Source organism: Armatimonadota bacterium (assembly GCA_037138755.1).
GTDB lineage: Bacteria > Armatimonadota > Fimbriimonadia > Fimbriimonadales > Fimbriimonadaceae > Fimbriimonas.
On the sequence record JBAXHT010000001.1, the window covers coordinates 1,460,488 to 1,477,342 of the forward strand.

At 52.8% G+C, this 16,855-nt stretch carries 20 protein-coding genes; 18 read left to right on the forward strand and 2 right to left on the reverse strand.

Features of this window, described 5'->3' with window-relative positions; genetic code table 11:
* The first annotated feature begins 78 nt into the window (after positions 1 to 78).
* Both WCK51_06890 and WCK51_06895 read left to right on the forward strand, forming a co-directional pair.
* Positions 79 to 735 carry a hypothetical protein gene (locus tag WCK51_06890; GenBank protein ID MEI7576600.1) on the forward strand — a complete coding sequence of 219 codons (657 nt, stop codon included), beginning with the start codon at positions 79 to 81 and terminating at the stop codon, positions 733 to 735.
* A 113-nt stretch (positions 736 to 848) separates the two neighbouring features.
* Positions 849 to 1,862 (forward strand): SurA N-terminal domain-containing protein, encoded by a 1,014-nt coding sequence (locus WCK51_06895; GenBank protein MEI7576601.1) that lies wholly within the window; start codon positions 849 to 851, stop codon positions 1,860 to 1,862.
* A 56-nt stretch (positions 1,863 to 1,918) separates the two neighbouring features.
* On the opposite strand, the gene WCK51_06900 is transcribed toward WCK51_06895, so the two are convergent.
* A complete protein-coding gene (locus tag WCK51_06900; protein ID MEI7576602.1) occupies positions 1,919 to 2,221 on the reverse strand; it encodes a hypothetical protein in 303 nt (100 codons plus the stop codon).
* 179 nt (positions 2,222 to 2,400) lie between these two features.
* Here WCK51_06900 and tsaE point away from each other — a divergent pair, with 179 nt between their 5' ends.
* From tsaE to WCK51_06980, 16 genes are all read left to right on the forward strand, one after another.
* Positions 2,401 to 2,811 (forward strand): tRNA (adenosine(37)-N6)-threonylcarbamoyltransferase complex ATPase subunit type 1 TsaE, encoded by a 411-nt coding sequence (tsaE, locus tag WCK51_06905; protein ID MEI7576603.1) that lies wholly within the window; start codon positions 2,401 to 2,403, stop codon positions 2,809 to 2,811.
* Positions 2,808 to 3,782 carry a Gfo/Idh/MocA family oxidoreductase gene (locus WCK51_06910; GenBank protein ID MEI7576604.1) on the forward strand — a complete coding sequence of 325 codons (975 nt, stop codon included), beginning with the start codon at positions 2,808 to 2,810 and terminating at the stop codon, positions 3,780 to 3,782. Before tsaE ends, WCK51_06910 begins: the two co-directional genes overlap by 4 nt.
* Before the next feature lie 10 nt (positions 3,783 to 3,792).
* Positions 3,793 to 5,034, forward strand: a complete 1,242-nt coding sequence (locus WCK51_06915; GenBank protein MEI7576605.1) for a dihydrofolate reductase family protein — start codon at positions 3,793 to 3,795, stop codon at positions 5,032 to 5,034.
* Positions 5,031 to 6,170, forward strand: a complete 1,140-nt coding sequence (locus tag WCK51_06920; protein ID MEI7576606.1) for an FtsX-like permease family protein — start codon at positions 5,031 to 5,033, stop codon at positions 6,168 to 6,170. Before WCK51_06915 ends, WCK51_06920 begins: the two co-directional genes overlap by 4 nt.
* A gap of 121 nt (positions 6,171 to 6,291) precedes the next feature.
* Positions 6,292 to 6,936, forward strand: coding sequence for an ABC transporter ATP-binding protein (locus WCK51_06925; protein ID MEI7576607.1), 645 nt, complete (start codon positions 6,292 to 6,294; stop codon positions 6,934 to 6,936).
* Between the two features lie 296 nt (positions 6,937 to 7,232).
* Positions 7,233 to 7,853: an adenosylmethionine decarboxylase gene (gene speD / locus WCK51_06930; GenBank protein ID MEI7576608.1), complete on the forward strand. Its 621-nt coding sequence runs from the start codon at positions 7,233 to 7,235 to the stop codon at positions 7,851 to 7,853.
* Between the two features lie 92 nt (positions 7,854 to 7,945).
* Positions 7,946 to 9,139 (forward strand): glycosyltransferase family 4 protein, encoded by a 1,194-nt coding sequence (locus WCK51_06935; GenBank protein MEI7576609.1) that lies wholly within the window; start codon positions 7,946 to 7,948, stop codon positions 9,137 to 9,139.
* A gap of 47 nt (positions 9,140 to 9,186) precedes the next feature.
* The gene (locus WCK51_06940; protein ID MEI7576610.1) at positions 9,187 to 9,876 is read left to right on the forward strand and encodes a glycosyltransferase family 2 protein; all 690 of its coding nucleotides are present in this window, start codon (positions 9,187 to 9,189) and stop codon (positions 9,874 to 9,876) included.
* Positions 9,877 to 9,936: 60 nt separating this feature from the next.
* Complete coding sequence (locus tag WCK51_06945; GenBank protein MEI7576611.1) at positions 9,937 to 12,567, forward strand: alkaline phosphatase family protein; 2,631 nt, start codon at positions 9,937 to 9,939, stop codon at positions 12,565 to 12,567.
* Positions 12,568 to 12,668: 101 nt separating this feature from the next.
* Entirely contained in the window at positions 12,669 to 13,622 is a 954-nt protein-coding gene (locus WCK51_06950; GenBank protein ID MEI7576612.1) for a prepilin-type N-terminal cleavage/methylation domain-containing protein, read from the forward strand.
* 150 nt (positions 13,623 to 13,772) lie between these two features.
* A complete protein-coding gene (locus WCK51_06955; GenBank protein ID MEI7576613.1) occupies positions 13,773 to 14,627 on the forward strand; it encodes a prepilin-type N-terminal cleavage/methylation domain-containing protein in 855 nt (284 codons plus the stop codon).
* Between the two features lie 23 nt (positions 14,628 to 14,650).
* Complete coding sequence (locus tag WCK51_06960) at positions 14,651 to 14,842, forward strand: hypothetical protein (GenBank protein ID MEI7576614.1); 192 nt, start codon at positions 14,651 to 14,653, stop codon at positions 14,840 to 14,842.
* An 80-nt stretch (positions 14,843 to 14,922) separates the two neighbouring features.
* Positions 14,923 to 15,144: a hypothetical protein gene (locus WCK51_06965; protein ID MEI7576615.1), complete on the forward strand. Its 222-nt coding sequence runs from the start codon at positions 14,923 to 14,925 to the stop codon at positions 15,142 to 15,144.
* Positions 15,145 to 15,276: 132 nt separating this feature from the next.
* Positions 15,277 to 15,372, forward strand: coding sequence for a prepilin-type N-terminal cleavage/methylation domain-containing protein (locus WCK51_06970; GenBank protein MEI7576616.1), 96 nt, complete (start codon positions 15,277 to 15,279; stop codon positions 15,370 to 15,372).
* Between the two features lie 33 nt (positions 15,373 to 15,405).
* Positions 15,406 to 16,116: a hypothetical protein gene (locus WCK51_06975; GenBank protein MEI7576617.1), complete on the forward strand. Its 711-nt coding sequence runs from the start codon at positions 15,406 to 15,408 to the stop codon at positions 16,114 to 16,116.
* A complete protein-coding gene (locus WCK51_06980; GenBank protein ID MEI7576618.1) occupies positions 16,116 to 16,313 on the forward strand; it encodes a hypothetical protein in 198 nt (65 codons plus the stop codon). The genes WCK51_06975 and WCK51_06980 overlap by 1 nt, the downstream gene beginning before the upstream one ends.
* On the opposite strand, the gene WCK51_06985 is transcribed toward WCK51_06980, so the two are convergent.
* Positions 16,288 to 16,827, reverse strand: coding sequence for a TrmH family RNA methyltransferase (locus tag WCK51_06985; GenBank protein MEI7576619.1), 540 nt, complete (start codon positions 16,825 to 16,827; stop codon positions 16,288 to 16,290). The genes WCK51_06980 and WCK51_06985 overlap by 26 nt on opposite strands.
* Between the last annotated feature and the right edge of the window lie 28 nt (positions 16,828 to 16,855).

Below are 16,855 nucleotides of genomic sequence, written 5' to 3' on the forward strand. Positions count from 1 at the left end.
GGAGTATAGCTCGTGAATCGGCAAAAATGCCGACCTCAAAACCGCAATCTCGGGCAATGTTGCGCGTTAGAATCAATCATGGTTTCTCCGCGTTCACTGGTCTGGCTACTCCCTCTCGCGCTTGCCGGTTGCGCAGGACCCGGTTCAGCTTCGACTGCGGTGTGCGGGCCCGATTCGTTTGTTCCCAACTATGCAACCGAAGTCAACCTGAAGCGATGGGAATCTTTGCCGATCAAGGTGTACTTCCAGACGAACACGAACACAGGTGGAGTCAATATCGAGAATGAGTCGCGCAGCGGGTTTGATGAGTGGGAAACAGCCCTTGGTCAAAACCTTTGGACTGAGGTGACTTCGGCAGCCAGCGCTAACTTGGTGGTGAAGGTCCAAGCGAGTTCTCCACAGAGCACACTTGCCGAAACGACGATCTATTTCTTCTCGGGCCAAAACATTATCAACCGGGCAGAAATGGTGATCTACACCTGGCCTTCGCTGCCCACTGGAGGTTATGCGGGTACCGCTGCCCACGAAATGGGCCATGCACTTGGTATCAATGGGCATTCGAGTAATGTTGCCGACATCATGTACTTCACCGGAAACGCCACGGACCTGCTGACTCAAAACGATTTGAACACGCTCAGAACCGCATATTGCGGCTTTGGACTTCTCAAAAGCGCCCCTCCGACTCGGGCGGGAGGCACATTGATTTCAGAAAAAATCTCCTGTCCTGCACACTAAGATGGCCCACTTGGCACGAATCCTGCGACTAGGGTGTTAAACCTATCGGCTGAACCTGCATTGAACCTGCCAGGTACGATGATGGGGCTAGTATTTTTACGAGGAAGATGAATTTGAAGAAACAAGAATTGGCGTTTGGGATCATGATCGGAGCAGTTGTGACAAGCGGACTGTTTGTCACATCCGGCTGCAAAGGGAAGACCGCCGAAGTCATGGCGACCGTCAACGGCGAGCAGATCACCCGAGAAGACTTCTATACCTACATGGAGCACAAGCCTTCTGTCATGGTGCAAACTCCGCAAGGGGCCGCAAGTGCAAACGTCGCCACTCCACTCAACTTCCAGTCACTCAACGATCTGATCAACCAGAAGCTTTTAGAGCAGATGGCAAAGGACGAGGGTGTCTACCCAACCGAGCAGGAAATTAAAGACGAAATCTCCTTCCAACAGACTAAGAACCAGGGCTTTGTGAAGACGTTGACCGGTCAGGGTTACACCATGTCCGAGATCCGCCGTCAGCTCGCTCTCGAGCGATGCCGGTTCAAGTTGATCACAAAAGGAATCAAGATTTCCGATTCCCAAATCGACAACTACATCAAAAATAATCCTCAGCAGTTCGTTAACCCTAAGACCGTCGACCTTAGCTGGGTCGTTGTCAAGGACGAGGCCACGCAAAAAGAAGTCGATTCCGCGATCAAAGCTGGTGATAACTTCTCCATCGTAGCCACCCGATACAGCGTCGCGAAGACGCCCACCTACCCAAGTCGACTGTACTCCCAATTTCCGGACCGACTCAAGCAAGTCGTTGACAAGCTGGCTGAAGGCGGAACAAGTGACTGGCTAGTCGATGGCGCTAACAAGGTGCGATTCCGCGTTGAAAAGAAAACCGAGGCCTCAAAGATCGAGATCAAGCCTTGGATGAAAACCGAGATCTCGCGCGCACTGGCAACCCAAAAGGGATCGGTTGCGGTTGATCTCGACAAGCGCTTGCTGGCCAAACGCAAGGACGCGAATCTAAGTGTGACCCCGACTGGCCTCAAAGAGCAGTTCGACAACATTGCGAAATCGCTCAAGGAGTCCGACGTTAAGGCCGGAACTTCGACAACAGCCGAAACAAATCCTAAGTAAAAATAAAAAAGCCCTCGGTGTTTACCGAGGGCTTTTTCGTGTCTGATATCTTGCAGCTAAGCTGCGTGGGAAACTGAACTGAGTCCGTCGGTAAGCATCTTGACGTGCTCCGAAGAAAACTCGTCGGTCTTGACGTACTCCTGCATCGCAGATTCCATCTCGCCAAATGAAGGTGATGTCCAAGTTCCAAGCGGGTCACTGCTGGAATCCAGCTTGGTAAGGGTTAGGCGCAAATTGCCGCCCTCAGCGTACTGCAATCCGTAGCGAACAAGGTCAGGAATAGAAGTGTAGACACCGTTGACCTTGCTGGTGCCGTCGGTGAATACTTGCTCACTCACCCAATAGAGTCGTCGAAACATCGTTGTTTTGTAGCTCCTGCCGATTAACGGCTTGTTATATTTTGACGCCAAGCATGTGGAAAAGTGCCCACTTCTCAGCGAATTGAGTTAAGTATTGGTCAAATGTGTCGTCCCGCCAGGGCAAGTGGCCCATTTCCCGTAGCAATACAAGGACTTCGCCGGTGCGCCAAAATGAATGGGTGACTGATCTCTTTGTCCCCGATGAATCAGCCATGTTGTCTCTTGGTGAACGAATCGGTAAGGTGCTGAAGCGCGGTGACATCGTTCTTTTTGAAGGAAACTTAGGGGCAGGAAAGACGACTCTCATCCGAGGAATACTTCACGGGTTTGGTTGGAAAGAGCCTGTCCGATCCCCAACATACAATCTGTTTTCACCTTACGAGACCGATCCCCCCATCCTACACGCTGACCTCTATCGCCTCTCCGACGCTCAAGGCACTGGAATAGAAGATTATTTCGATAGTCATCTCTGTCTGATCGAGTGGCCGCTCGCGTTGGCATCGTTGGTTCGACTTGAACACTGTCCCAAAGTGCAAATCTCGACTGAGGGCACCGGACGCCTAGTCAGTCTGAGTAACATCAATCTATGATTCTTCGCGTCGGGCTGATCAGCGCTGCCCATGTGCACACTCCAAGCTACGCCCACAACTTTGCCTCTAATCCGAGGGCCGAAATTGCGGGTGTATGGGACGATGATGTGGCACGAGGAAAGGAGTTTGCCAAGCAGAGGGGAACTCCCTTTTTCAAAGAACTTTCGGAGTTGCTGGCCAAGTGTGACGCCGTTGCGATCAGCAGTGAAAACACCAAGCATCTGGCGCACATCCAAGCCGCCGCAAACGCGGTGAAGCACATCATCTGCGAAAAACCGGTCGTCGTTCGCCAGGACGATTTTGACAAAGTTCGTGAAGTTGTTGCGAGAAACAACGTCAAGTTCATGACTGCGTTTCCTTGCCGCTTTTCTCCCGCCTACCAATCCCTTAAGCAACGTGTGAAGAGCGGTGAGCTTGGCGAAATCAAGGCGATCAACGCTACAAACCGCGGTCAATGTCCCAAGTCGTGGTTTATCCAGCCCCAGCTCAGCGGCGGCGGAGCAATGATCGATCACGTTGTTCACGTCGCCGACCTGCTCCGCGACTTGCTCGGGGAAGAACCGAGCCATGTGGAAGGCCAAATTGGCTCCAACATGTACGGTGGCACAGGCTGGGACGACACCGCAATGGTCACCCTTGACTATCCAGGCGGAGTGTTCGCCACCCTCGACAGCTCCTGGTCCCGTCCGGCCTCCTTCCGCACCTGGGGCGATGTCACGATCAAGATCGTGGGCACCAAAGGCGTCCTCAATGCAAACCTCTTCGACCAATCGCTGGGTCACTACAAGAATGACCGTTCGAAGTCATTCTCAGATCAGTGGTACGGAAGCGACCTCGACGGAGCAATGATGGGAGCGTTTGTTGATGCATGCCTAGACAACACCGAAGTTCCGGTCACCCTCGAAGACGGCCTCGCCGCCGCCCAAATTTCTCTGAAGGCTTACGAGTCATTGAAGCCGCAAGCAGCGTAGAAACGAGTTCATGACAATTCGAGTTGCTCACGATTTCAGTTGCTCCTGGTGTTGGGTAGGTCTCTTTCACGCCCTACGCCTCGAGCAGGAGTTTGGTGTGACCATCGAATGGGTTGGCTATGAACTATTTCCCAAAGACATGGAGTGGGACTACTCTTCGTGCCCGCTGGAACCCAAAAACAAGCCCAAAACGCCGGGTCGCTTCGCGATCCATTGCTTCGCCGAAGGAATAGCGGTCCCGAAAGTTGATCGCCCCTACGAACAGCGCACGTATAACGCGCACCAGGCGGTTGAGTACGCCAAAACTGAAGGTGTCGCGAACAGTCTCGTCGAACGGCTCTACCGGGCGCACTGGGAAGAAGGAAAGGACATCAATGAATTGTCCGTTCTGAGGCAAGAAGCTGCCGGCATTATTCAGAACATCGAAGAGATGATCAAGGCAGCCGAAGGAAACCGCTTCGACGACAAAATCACCGACTTCAATGAACCAGCCTACGCAAGCGGCGTATACAATCTCCCAACCTTCTTTATCGGCGAGGAGCGGCTGGCTGAACAGCCATACATTAAGCTCAAAGCCGCCATGGAAAAGCTGATTCCAGCAAACCCGGCCGGCTCGGTCTACAGGGACTTGGTTTTCACCAACCCGCACACGGATCGACCATTCACCTTCATCAATATGGTGACCACCATCGACGGAAAAATCATCTCTGGCGACCGTGGAGAGCATGTCAGCGATTTGGGCTCCGCCAACGATCACCAGATCATGAACCGGCTAGAGCACAAAGCTGATGCAGTCCTGTGCGGTGGAACGACCGTGCGAGCAAGCGGTAACTGGGATCCGGTCACTCCCTATCGAATTGCGGTAACGCGGTCAGGAAACCTCGATTGGTCAAAGCCCTATTTCACCGGTGGAAGAGCAATTGTCCTGCATCCAATAGACGTTCACCCCCAGGTTCCGGATGGTATTGAAACGATTGCGTTTAGTGACTGGCCAGACGCCCTTAAACAACTGAAGGGGCGCGGAATGGAGATCATCAATGTGATGGGCGGTAGCGAGATCAATGCTTACCTGCTCGAAGCCGAACTCATCGATGAGCTGTTCCTAACTTTGGCTCCCAAAATAAAGCTCGGCGATAATATCCCGACCTATGCCGGCGGAACCCCGCTGCCTCGCGAAAAAGTGCAAACCTACAATCTGGCGGAAGTCCATCACATTGAAGACGAGATCTTCCTCAGATATACCAAGAAATGAACCCGTTAGCACCTACGATGTTCCTTCGGCGAAATGCCGGGAAGACGGTGCCGCTGGTGCTGGTCATCACCCTCGCCGTGATGCTCATCCAAAGCATCATTGCGCTCATTAACAGCATTCCGCTGAGCATCAGGACGATCTATCGCTATACAGACGCCTTCCTGGGAGTTTCTCCTCGGTTGGATCCAGCAAAGACTCCCGAGTTCGTCAAGATTCTTACGACGAATCCACCCACGGCTATTGATCGAGTGATTCTGTGTCGAGGTAGCGGTGCCCAAGTCAAAAGCATTGTCGGAAAATGGCCGTTCGCCGTCATGGCGATGGACCGTCCCGACGTCGATTACTACCTCAAGCGTCAGGGCGCAACCGGAATCACGGGGCGCTACCCAAAAGACGGCGAACCGGAAATGATCGTCAGCGAGCCGGTCGCTCGGAACCAGAACCTTAAGATCGGTGACATCTTTCTCAAGCCAGACGAGGCCGAAAATTTCTCGCGAATGCCTGTCAAAGTGGTCGGAATCGTGAAAGCTGAGCGCTGGTTGATGCTCAGCAATAAGAAATATTATGCTGACACCCAGCCGATCCCCATCGACTTCGCCCTGGTCTTCACTAAAGATAAAGGCAAACAAGGCGAGTATGACCGTTGGGCCGAAAAGAAGATGAAAGGCGAGTTCGCCCAGCTCTTTGCTTTTCACCAGATTGAAAAGCAATCAGGTGAGATGTTCGCGGTGCTCTACAAGATCATTAACCTCGTGATTGGGGTACTGGTGATCGTCATTACCACGATGATGGGCATGCTAATGAACATCTACCAAAGCCAAAGGCTCGTTGAATTTGGGCTGCTCCAGGCGATCGGGTTCACAAAGCAACAACTTCTCAAACGGGTTTTGATCGAGTCTTTGATTGTCATCGTCGGCGGTTGGTTTGTCGGCCTTGCCGCCGCTCGCGGAGTCCTGCTGATTGCCCAGGCCGCCCTTATGACTCCGAATGCGTTCGCCCTCGACGTCGCCGACCCCATGGCTCTGCTTTACACAGTTCCAGTCCCGATTGCAATCCTCATCGTCGCCATTGGCACCATCTGGCTAAGGTTTCGAAACTTCGACCCTGTCGCGGTTGTTGAAAGGAGGTTGGTGTAGCTTTGGCTATCCACGGTTCGCTGGTCGTTTATCGCTCTGGCACGGCTTTCTCTTCGCAAAAGCCTGAAAGGCGTTTCCAAAATGTGAAAAATGAAAAGCGAAAGGCGAAAGGCGGCCCCCAATGATCACCGCCACAAACGTCTCCCTCGTTTATAACGACCACGAAAAGCAGGTCTTCGCCTGCAACGACGTCACGCTTGAAGTCAAACCCGGCGAATTCCTCGGAATTCTCGGTCCCAGCGGATCCGGAAAAAGCTCACTCCTCTATCTGCTTTCCGGGCTCAAAAACCCAACGACTGGGAACATCAAACTCCGCAACCAGGATCTCCAAACTCTCAGCGATAGAGACCGAGCCGAGCTCCGCCGAAAGCACTTCGGCTTCGTCTTCCAGCAGCCCTTTCTCCTTGGTTACCTCACCGCCCTCGAAAACATCCTCGCCATCTCTCCAAACTCAAGGCAGCGCGCCGAAGATCTTCTTGCCGAGCTTGGGCTGAAGGACAAACTCCACCGGCTCCCTCACGAACTCTCCGGCGGCGAACGTCAGCGCGTTTGCGTCGCCCGCGCCCTCATCAATCAACCCGAAGTCATCTTCGCCGACGAACCCACTGCTGCTCTAGACCACGCCAACGGCGAACAAGTCGTTCAACTCTTGGACCAGCACCGAGGTAAAGGCTCCCTAGTTATGGTCACCCACGATCCATCCATGCTTAATCAGGCAAACCGAATCGTTGGAATGAACAATGGGCAGACAACCGCACAACGTTAGCACCCGGAACAATTGCTCGAAACTTGTTGTCAAAACTGATCGTAAAAACAATTGAGGTATTCTCCTCTATTGCGTCACACGGGCAACCGCGTGGCTTCTGTGGGCCTAAACAATCCACAAAAGGATGAAACTTACGACGAAGAGATGAGGGGAGACGAGTTGCAAGCGGTGAAGCCCAATGTTGCGCAAAACCAACCTGCACAAGTTTGCTCGATTCGAATCGTCCCATTCTCGTCGGGTTTCTCGCGCCGATCCTGATCGGTGTCTGCGAAAGGTTAACATTGAGGACTGTGTGATTGACAACTATAACTCTTCTTACGCTTAGCGGCCTTTGTTGCGCCGCCGTCGCCGTCGACCCAAGTCGCCTTGGGTTCATGGGTTGGCTTCGAGGTCTTTTCGAAGGCAAGGTCAAACCCGAGCCAGCACTCGTTGCCGCTGCCCCTCCTCGCCTTCGGCAGGAAGGCGGATGGACAACAATCGAGTGCGATGACCTCGAGGCATTCGACGAATGGCTCGATCGAGACTCCGAGGGTCTGCCCTACCGTCCCGGCGAAGAGCCATCCTTGGGTAGCCACCTGCTCATCGAACTTTTTGGCTGCGATGGAAGCACCCTAGAAAAGACCGACACTGTTGGTGATGCAATGGTTGGAGCGGCAAATGTGTCCGAAGCCACCATCGTCGCCGATTGCTTCAAGGAATTCAAGCCTTACGGCGTCAGCGGAGCGGTGATTATCCAAGAGTCGCACTACACCATCCACACCTGGCCCGAACACGGCTACGCGGCTGTGGATCTGTTCTATTGTGGGGGCACCGTAAAGGTCCGCCGAGCCGTCGAACTTCTCCAAGAGCGGTTCCAACCCCAACGCATCAAGTTCCTGGTTGTCCGACGCGGTAGCCAGAGCGAAGTCGAGCGATAAGATCGACCTTAGACCTAAAACCGGGACTCAGCGAGTTCCGGTTTTTTTGCCGTATAGATTGGCACAAAGGTAGCCTGAACCACACCCTATAGATGAAAGGATTTCTCCAGCATGGGTTCGACCTCTCAGCACTCTCGCCAAGTGGTGAAAAGAACTGCGTTCTCATGCTAAGCAGCGGGAATCCCCGAATGGCGGGTGGCGTCCCAACTCAGTCCCTCAACCGCGCCGAGTTCCTAAACTCAGTTGGAATATCTTCAACGATTGTATGCCGAGGATCACACGATTGGAATGGGTTCCAAAGAGTCAACGACGTTGACGTCCTTGCAGTCTCTCCAAAGGACTTCAAACTGGGTCGATGGATCGCTAAGCAGTGGTTTCATCCTCTTCTTCCTCATGGCCAAAGAATTGCTCTTGAGGAACTTCAAGCCGTCAAGCCGATCGACTTCATTTTGGTTACTGATTCCCAGTGCGCACTGGCTGCCGTTCCGTTTGGAAAAAAACATGGCGTTGTCTCGGGCCATTCGATTCAAGGAACCGCACTAATGCCCGCGGTATTGCCCAAGCTACTCAAACGGAGCAGCCTTAAATGGGAGCGATTTGCTTTTGATCACATTGACATTTCGCTTCCCTGCAGCCTAACGCTTCTCGCAGAATACGAACGAGCGTTTGGACACGCCAAAAACTTTGAGGTGCTCTATAACGCCATTGACGACGTCTTTCAGTCGGTTGACCGAGGTAATCGACCAATCCGCAAATTTGGCTTTGTCGGGCGGCTTGAGCACGACAAGCGCCCGTTTGCCATGATTGAGGCGACGAAGACCATAAATGTCCCAGACGATTGGAGATTCAGGATGATTGGCGAAGGATCGTTGCGGGCTGAAGTCACCAAAGCAATTGCTAATCATCCGCATCGAGACAAGTTTGAGCTGAGCGAGGGATTCTTATCAAGCCGGGCTGAACTTGCACGCGAATATGGGGAAATGGACTGCCTCGTCTGGTCCTCCGAAGTCGAAGGCCTCGGAGTTGCTCCCACGGAAGCGATGGCTACAGGCCTCCCAGTGATCGGCCCGAACATCGTCCCTGGTCACGAACTTCTCGGAGCGGACTACCCCGCATTCGCCGATGTAGACGACTTCGCAACCATTGGGAAGCACATGGTAGCTATGGCATCCGATCCAAACCTTGCTGCAGTGTGCCGCGAGCGAGGTCTAAAAATTGCCGCCAAATTTCGGCCGCAAGTCACGATGACCAGGCTCGCGGAGATCATTCGCAACGGCGGACTCTGATCTTTGAGGCACCAGTAACACGTATACTTTGTTGAACTAGCCGTCCTATGACCTCGCCCGACCTCACCATCATCGTTCCTGCCCTGAACGAGGAAAGAACGATTCGAGAGGTTGTTGAACGCCTGCTTGCCCTCCAAGCAAGCACCCAGATCATCGTAGTGAATGACGGTAGCACCGACAAAACTGCTCAAATCCTAGACGAGTATCGAGGCAAAATCGAAATCGTCACGAACGAAAAGCCTGCAGGCAAGGGTGCGGCAATTGTCAAAGCTCTTCCCCTCGCCAAAGGCAGACTCGTTGCCATCCAAGACGCCGACCTCGAGTACGCCCCGGAAGAACTTGTCACCCTCGCCCGCCCGATCTTGGATGGCAAAACCAAGGTCGTCTTCGGAAACCGCTTTCATCACGGACTGCCAAAGGAAATGGCGATTCCTAACAAGATCGTCAACATCCTTCTCGCCGCCACGGTTCGGATTCTCTTCGGAGTCAAGCTTCACGACGAAGCCACATGCTACAAACTTGTCGACACCGAGTTACTGAAGAAAATGAACCTCCAGTGCACCCGGTTCGAGTTCTGCCCAGAAGTCACCGCCAAGGCTATCCGGCTTGGAGCCGAAATCACCGAACTCCCCATCAGCTATGTCCCACGAACCAAGGCCGACGGGAAAAAGATCCGTTGGACTGATGCTCCCGATGCTTTCCTTACTCTCTTCAAGTACCGCTTCTGGAAACCTTGATCGAGTGTTAACACTCCGATAACCACTTGGGTTGAGCCACCGGGGTTAGACTCAGCCCAAATGCTTGCGTCACTAGCCGCCGCCCTCGTTTTCCCGCAATCACCCCAGTTCGAAGCACCTGCCGGAGAGAAGTTTGCTAAAGTCGTCTATGGTGGCGAAACCGTTTTGCCTAACGGGCGGATCATCACTCCCCTGGGCAAGCGCATGTACACCGCCGAGAACCTTTGGCGAGTCGAACTCTCGCCAGATGATAAGACGTTGGTGGGAATCACCGAAGCTGGGCTCTCTCTTTTTGATCTAACCCAGACCAATCCGAAGCAACGGCAGATCGCGATTCCAAAGGGGAGCATCGCCGGAAAGTTCTCGCCGGATGGAACCACTTTTGTAGCCGGTGGTGGCGAGAACGGTGATCTGCTCGTATTTGACACTGCGAGCTGGAAGATCGTCAAACGGATTTCAATCAAAACCGTTGAAGAAAAGGATCCTTTCATCGTTGACTTAGCGCTTAGCAAGGACTCCCGCTACGCCTACACCATCGATGTCGCCCACCAGCGACTCGTGACAATTGACCTTCAAGCGGAAAAAGTGATCGCAAGTGTCAAAGCGGGACGCCAGCCGTACGCGATCGAACTCTCGCCCGATGGAAAGTCGGTTTTCGTCGCCAACATCGGAATCTTTGATTACGAGTTGGTCAAAAAGCCTGAAGAAGGAAAGGGAAATCCTAGAGGATTAACCCGCCCCCCATTTAGCTTCCCCACCAGGGAGGCTGAGGAAGGAGTGGAGTTCGAAGGACGCAAGATTGCCGGACTCGGCGACGCGCTGGTGCCAGATGCTCACTCCGTTTGGAAATTCAACGTAGTTCAACCAAACGCTCCATTCCCAACGAGGAAAGTGAAAACTGGAATCCTCATCCATGCAACCGCCGGTCAAGGTAAGGCCGTTGGTGGAAGCTCACCGAACGCCCTCAAGTTTGTCGGCAACGATCTTCTAGTTTCAAACGCTAACAACGACAGTGTTCAAGTCTTCGATACGGCGCTCCAACTCAAAAAGACAATCTCCCTCACACCGCAACCCTTGCTTAAGGGTTATCGTGGGGTCATTCCAACTGGACTCGCGACCACACAGGATCACAAGCGGGCCTTCGTATGTGCAACTGGAATCAATGCCGTTGCCGAGCTAGATCCCAAAACCTGGACTGTCAAAGGATATCTCCCCGCCGGAGATTGGCCGATTGCGGCTACCTTCAACAAGCAAGGCGAAATGTTTGTTGCCAATAGCTACGGAATTGGGATGGGACCCAGGGGCTACAAGGAGTTCCGAAAGCCAGATGACGAACGTTACGGGATGCCAACCACCGGCGCCATCACTGGCGAATACCTACCTGGAATGATCACAAGGTTCATCCCAAAGCCAACTTCAGAACACACGCAAACCGTTCTCCGAAACAACGGCTTGCTCCCTGTCAACCGAACTCCAAATTTTCCGAAAGAAATCAAGCACGTCGTGTTCATCACCAAGGAGAACCACACGTTTGACGGAATCTTTGGCTCATTGAAAGGAGCAAACGGCGATCCTGACTACGACATGCACGGCATGAACGGGTTCATCGATGGCAAAAGGGATCAGAAAGTGCCGATCATGCCGAACCACGTTCGACTCGCAGAGCAGTTTGGAATTTCGGACAACTTCTACATGGAGGTCGGCGCATCCGGTGCAGGCCACCGCTGGCTCGTGGGCGTTTACGCATCCCTATGGACGTCGCGTCTCTACTACTCGGGGTGGAACTTCAAAGCGAACGACGCTGCGAAGGGGAGGCTCATCAGCTTCGGCTCTAACGGCAGCCAAATTCCCGAGGACTACCTCGAGAACGGCTCAATGTGGGAGCACCTTGGTCGAAACGGTGTGAGTTTCCGAAACTATGGCGAAGGATTCGAATTTGCCGACTCTGACGAGGACGCTCCGTTCAGCAAAACCGGAACCGGCGAGGTAGTCAACTTCCCGATGCCTAAGATTCTTTTTGACAACACCTGCTTTGAGTTTCCCGGCTACAACAACAACATCCCCGACATCGTCCGGGCCGACTGGTTCAAGGAAGATATACAGAACAATTATCGGAACAAGAACAAACCGTTGCCGAAGTTCATGAACATCGCCATCTGCAATGACCACGGAGCCGGGCCAAACGCCAAGCAAGGCTTCCCCTTCACCAGCAGCTACTTGGCAGACAACGACATGGCTCTCGGTCAAATCGTCGATTACTTGTCCCATACTCCCGAGTGGAAAAACATGGCTATCTTCGTCACGCAAGATGACGCCGGGGGAGACAGCGATCATATTGACCGTCAACGCAGCTTCGTCCTTGCAATCTCACCGTATGTGAAGAAAGGCTATGTCAGCCACAAACACACCAGCATCATGAGCATCATCAAGTCGATCTACCAAATCTTTGGCCTCGGACCCAACAACATGTTCGATGCAGTGGCGACTCCGTTAGACGATATGTTCACCTCGAAGCCGGACTTCAGACCATACAACCATGTTGCCGCAGACCGCCGAGTGTTCCGACCAGAAGAGACGTTTGATCCCTCTGACCCCGACTTCAAGCGAAGAAGGGCGATGAAATCAGTGCAAATGGACAGCAAAGAGTGGTTCGAATGGCTTGAGAAGCAGCGAAAGAGTGGTAAGTCTTAACACTGTAAAGTGTTGTTATTTTGAATAACAACAAACTCTGAACAATTCTCTAACTCCTCGTTAACACAAGAAGTGAACACTTTTCCCCGGGAGCTATTCTTATGCGAAAAGCATTTACTCTAATCGAACTACTCGTCGTCATCGCGATCATCGCGATTCTCGCTGCAATCCTGTTCCCGGTCTTTGCCCAAGCAAAGCTTGCCGCGAAGAAGACCAAGTCCTTGTCGAATGTCAAGAACCTTGGAACCGCTTTCCAGATCTATCTTGGTGACAACGACGATGTCACACCTTCGATTTTTGGAACAAACAACCAAGTGCTCTGCACAAACGCGAACGTGGCAATCAGCAAGAGCGTCGAGGGTTGCAGCAACGAGTGGTGGTACCCAATCTTCCCGTACTTCAAAACGATCGATCTCATCTACTCTGACGAGCGCACAAACCCAGACACGAGTTTTATCCGAAACACCGTTTTCGGAACCAAGTACATCTCTGCATACGGTTACAATTGGGGCCCATTCGGATGGCGAGGCGGCGGACTTCTTGAGAAGCAAGTTGTCTACCCTCGACCTACTGGTGGAAACGGAAACATCAACCAAGGAAAGAGTGCTACCAGCGTCACCGAGCCTGCCGGAGTCTTTGTCTTCGGAGATACCTACGATACTCCGCGTGCAACCGTTGGGATCGGATTTGCAGGCGACCAGTGGACTGGCTTTGGGAACACCACTCTTCGCTACGGCGGTTCCTTCAACTATGCATTCTTGGACGGACACGCAAAGGCACTTAAAGTAAAAGGCGGCATTCTTCCGGGGGCGTTCGGACAAGCCGCCACTGGCGGACGTTGGATCATGCCAAGCGATCACGTTCGCTTTGCAGGTGCGTTCTGTTCGGATCCAGATGCGATCATTCAACCGGAGGATGGGACGACATCTAATCTGGTTACGTCGCCTCGCCCACCGGCTCTGGCCTGCAATGCCTACGCACAGTGGGTTGTTGACAACACCAACACTCCTTGTGTCGGTAACGCAATCGGCACGGCTTGCCGCTTTGCAAACTAAGTCTATTAGAGTTATGCAGTTAATCGCTGCGTAACTCCAATGCCTCTGCTTTAAGCCCGCTCATTGAGCGGGCGTTTTCTTAACTACTTCATAATAGTATGTAAACGTTCTGTTAATATACTGAGGGAACAATTGTTTGGGAGAAATCTTATGCGAAAAGCATTTACACTAATTGAGCTACTCGTCGTCATCGCGATTATCGCGATCCTCGCCGCTATCCTGTTCCCAGTCTTCGCCCAGGCGAAAGCTGCTGCAAAGAAGACGGCTGCCCTGAGCAACGCAAAGAACATTGGAACCGCTTCGATGATTTACGCTTCGGACGCAGACGATCGATTCCCATCCGTTTTCGACGGCGGCAACGGTGGAGATCCCATCCGAACCATGGATCCATACATCAAGAACCTTGATATCTGGTCGCAGTACCGACAGAACAAGGATAAGATCACCCGAAATGCCGACGGTTCGATCAACTATGGTAACAACGACATCGGTTACAACTGGGGTTGGGAAATCCGCGGTGCCGAAGCCATGTTGAATGAAGAAAAGTGCACAGGCGGCGGAGCTGTCCAGGGTTGTTCAACTGGTCGATACAACACAGGTAAGTCGAACTCCGAGATGGCAAATCCTGCGTCTCTGTACGCCTTCGGTAACACCTACGACACCCCTCGCCAAACGATGGGCGGAATCGGCTGGTTCTTCGACGATTATCCCGGCGGTCTCAACGCTAACAGCCGAAACAGCGGTATCTACTTCGGTGGAAGCATCGTTACCTCGTTCGCCGATGGGCACGCTAAGTCGGTCGCTTGGAAGGGCGGTTATGTTGCGGCATTCGGCGAATATGTTGGATCACCAAAGAACTTCAACGACCGAGTCAACGGCTACTGCGCTGACCCAGATGCAAGAATCAATCCGTTCCCTCGCTCGGGCTTCCCGCTCGGATCGATGGTTTGCCGAGACTTCCTTGCGTTCCCAGAAGCAACCGGAGTCACTTGGTGGAGAGACTGATCCGTCTCGCAATCATAGCTACCTTGGTTTTCCTAGTAGGCTGCCAAGGTGGCGAAGAGACCAAGCCAGAAGCTCCCGCCTCTCAGGAAGCGGCAAAAACGGCTGCCGGAAATTGGACTCCCGAACAGCAAAAGATTTTTGCTGAGGAGAACAAGAAAGCCAGAACTGGACAAGATTCTGGAACTGGCGGAGCTCCAACTGGAGTTGGTAAGTAAAAAAGTGGGCACCCAACAGGTGCCCACTTTTTCTGTCAATCGAATGAAGCGAATAAACAGAAGCAAAGAAATTATTAGTCATGGAAACTTCTCAGAATCGAATAAATGTTTCATTTCTCTTTGCACTCACAGCAACCATCCTTGCAAGTGTCTGCATTTCGGGATGCCAGGGCGAGCCGGAAGTTGTCGAGACTCAGGCATCAAAAGACATGGCTGCCTCCGCGGCTTCAGCATGGACACCAGAAAAGATCAAGATTTTTGCAGCCGAAAACAAAAAAGCGCGTGCTGGACTCGACAAGTAATTTGAAAGGACTTGGGTTCTGGCCGTCGGATGTTTCTTGGGATGCATCCGTCTTTGAACATTATTCAAGTCTTAATCATTTGCAAACATTCTGTTAATACACTGAATGAATAGTAGTAGTGGGAGTTTCCTTATGCGTAAAGCATTTACATTAATCGAGCTACTCGTCGTCATCGCAATCATCGCGATCCTCGCCGCTATCCTGTTCCCGGTCTTCGCCCAAGCATAAGCAGCCGCCAAACACACGACCAACCTTTCCAGCGTGAAGAACATCGCGACCGCGACGATGATCTACGCTTCCGACTCGGACGACGCTTTCCTCTGCGAATTCAATAACGACTCGCTGAACGACTACGGCGAATGGCAGTGGTTCCTCCAGCCTTACATGAAGAACCGGGATATCGTCTATGACGTGAACCGAACCAGAGGCGGCGGAGATACTTACATCGATCCTAAGGGACGCATGATCGGCTACGCGCCGAACTTCGGAGTTCTCAACTATCGAGGCGGCACCGGAATGTTCGAAGTCGCAACCAGCAACTTCCAAATCTGCCGGACCGGTGGCAACCCCGAGTGCGACAACGGTCGCATGTGGAGAGGAAAGAGCCTCACCTCCTTTGACTCCGCAGCAGAAATGCAGATGTACACCACCACGGCAGACTCGCCAATGTACACCAACGCTTACTACTATCAAACCGAAGACGGTGAGAACAAGGAGCCAAGAAACGGCGGACGATGGGTCAACGGTTTCGTTGACGGACATGCAAAGACCGTTTTCTACGGCGCATACACCGTTCCTTCTCTCGGAAACGCATACATTCAAATGCCAAAGAGCATTGTGGATGCCCACCGATACTGCGCGAACGCAACCGTCACGGAAGGCGAGTCTGCCGATGCTGGCGGATTCCCAACCGTTGGTATGCGATGTGTGGATATCAACGCGCTCCTCATTGCCAGCCGAGTCGCGAAGTAATGACGAAAGGCATCGCAATCGCAATCGCCCTGATCTGCACCCTCGGGTGCGGATCGGGCGAGGAAGCCGGAGTTACCAAAGGCGAAACCTCCGCCAAAGAGGCTCAGACTCAGCTCGACAACTCGATGACCAAGGAACAGCAAGAGCAGTTCAAACAGAACGCAAGCGGATTCAATCCGAAGAACGCTCCGAAGTAGTGCTCAGCATTGCCTGAAAAGCCACAATCGCTCCCGCAACGTGTACGTTGAGGGAGCGACCTTTTCCAGCCATTGGAATAAACACCGCCGCCGAGCACTTCTTCATCACCGAACCGTACACGCCTGCCCCCTCGTTTCCGAGCACCAAGCAGGTTTGAGTTGGATATTCAAACGACAAGTAGTGGGATGCCTCATCGGCAACCTCCACAGCAACCAAGGTGTAGCCCGCGTCAACCGCCTTGTTGCAAGCCTCCAAGTGATTCTCGATGTGCAACCAAGGCACCTTTCGATGGGCTCCCATCGAAGTCACTGCCACCAAGGGCGAGTTTTCTGGCGTCGGAGTCTTACCTGTCAGCAAAATTTGAGTGGCGCCACAGGCGTCGGCAACCCGAAACATCCCTCCGACGTTATAGCCATCCTCCCAATCCTGAAGCAGAAACACAAGATCAACGCCCGACGACTCGTACTCTTTAAAAAGCTTCCGAATACCGGCCTTCTTTCGTATCTGCTTCATGGAATAGCAATAGTACACTGAGAGCGCG

What these genes read in the sequence shown, in the direction of transcription:
- WCK51_06980 (MEI7576618.1), top strand. Translation starts at nt 16,116, where the DNA reads ATGACGAAAGGCATCGCAATCGCAATCGCCCTGATCTGCACCCTCGGG.
- WCK51_06935 (MEI7576609.1), top strand. Translation starts at nt 7,946, where the DNA reads ATGAAAGGATTTCTCCAGCATGGGTTCGACCTCTCAGCACTCTCGCCA.
- WCK51_06945 (MEI7576611.1), top strand. Translation starts at nt 9,937, where the DNA reads ATGCTTGCGTCACTAGCCGCCGCCCTCGTTTTCCCGCAATCACCCCAG.
- WCK51_06900 (MEI7576602.1), bottom strand. Translation starts at nt 2,221, where the DNA reads ATGTTTCGACGACTCTATTGGGTGAGTGAGCAAGTATTCACCGACGGC.
- WCK51_06890 (MEI7576600.1), top strand. Translation starts at nt 79, where the DNA reads ATGGTTTCTCCGCGTTCACTGGTCTGGCTACTCCCTCTCGCGCTTGCC.
- WCK51_06970 (MEI7576616.1), top strand. Translation starts at nt 15,277, where the DNA reads ATGCGTAAAGCATTTACATTAATCGAGCTACTCGTCGTCATCGCAATC.
- WCK51_06940 (MEI7576610.1), top strand. Translation starts at nt 9,187, where the DNA reads ATGACCTCGCCCGACCTCACCATCATCGTTCCTGCCCTGAACGAGGAA.
- WCK51_06985 (MEI7576619.1), bottom strand. Translation starts at nt 16,827, where the DNA reads ATGAAGCAGATACGAAAGAAGGCCGGTATTCGGAAGCTTTTTAAAGAG.
- WCK51_06955 (MEI7576613.1), top strand. Translation starts at nt 13,773, where the DNA reads ATGCGAAAAGCATTTACACTAATTGAGCTACTCGTCGTCATCGCGATT.
- WCK51_06920 (MEI7576606.1), top strand. Translation starts at nt 5,031, where the DNA reads ATGAACCCGTTAGCACCTACGATGTTCCTTCGGCGAAATGCCGGGAAG.
- WCK51_06925 (MEI7576607.1), top strand. Translation starts at nt 6,292, where the DNA reads ATGATCACCGCCACAAACGTCTCCCTCGTTTATAACGACCACGAAAAG.
- WCK51_06910 (MEI7576604.1), top strand. Translation starts at nt 2,808, where the DNA reads ATGATTCTTCGCGTCGGGCTGATCAGCGCTGCCCATGTGCACACTCCA.
- WCK51_06965 (MEI7576615.1), top strand. Translation starts at nt 14,923, where the DNA reads ATGGAAACTTCTCAGAATCGAATAAATGTTTCATTTCTCTTTGCACTC.
- WCK51_06950 (MEI7576612.1), top strand. Translation starts at nt 12,669, where the DNA reads ATGCGAAAAGCATTTACTCTAATCGAACTACTCGTCGTCATCGCGATC.
- WCK51_06915 (MEI7576605.1), top strand. Translation starts at nt 3,793, where the DNA reads ATGACAATTCGAGTTGCTCACGATTTCAGTTGCTCCTGGTGTTGGGTA.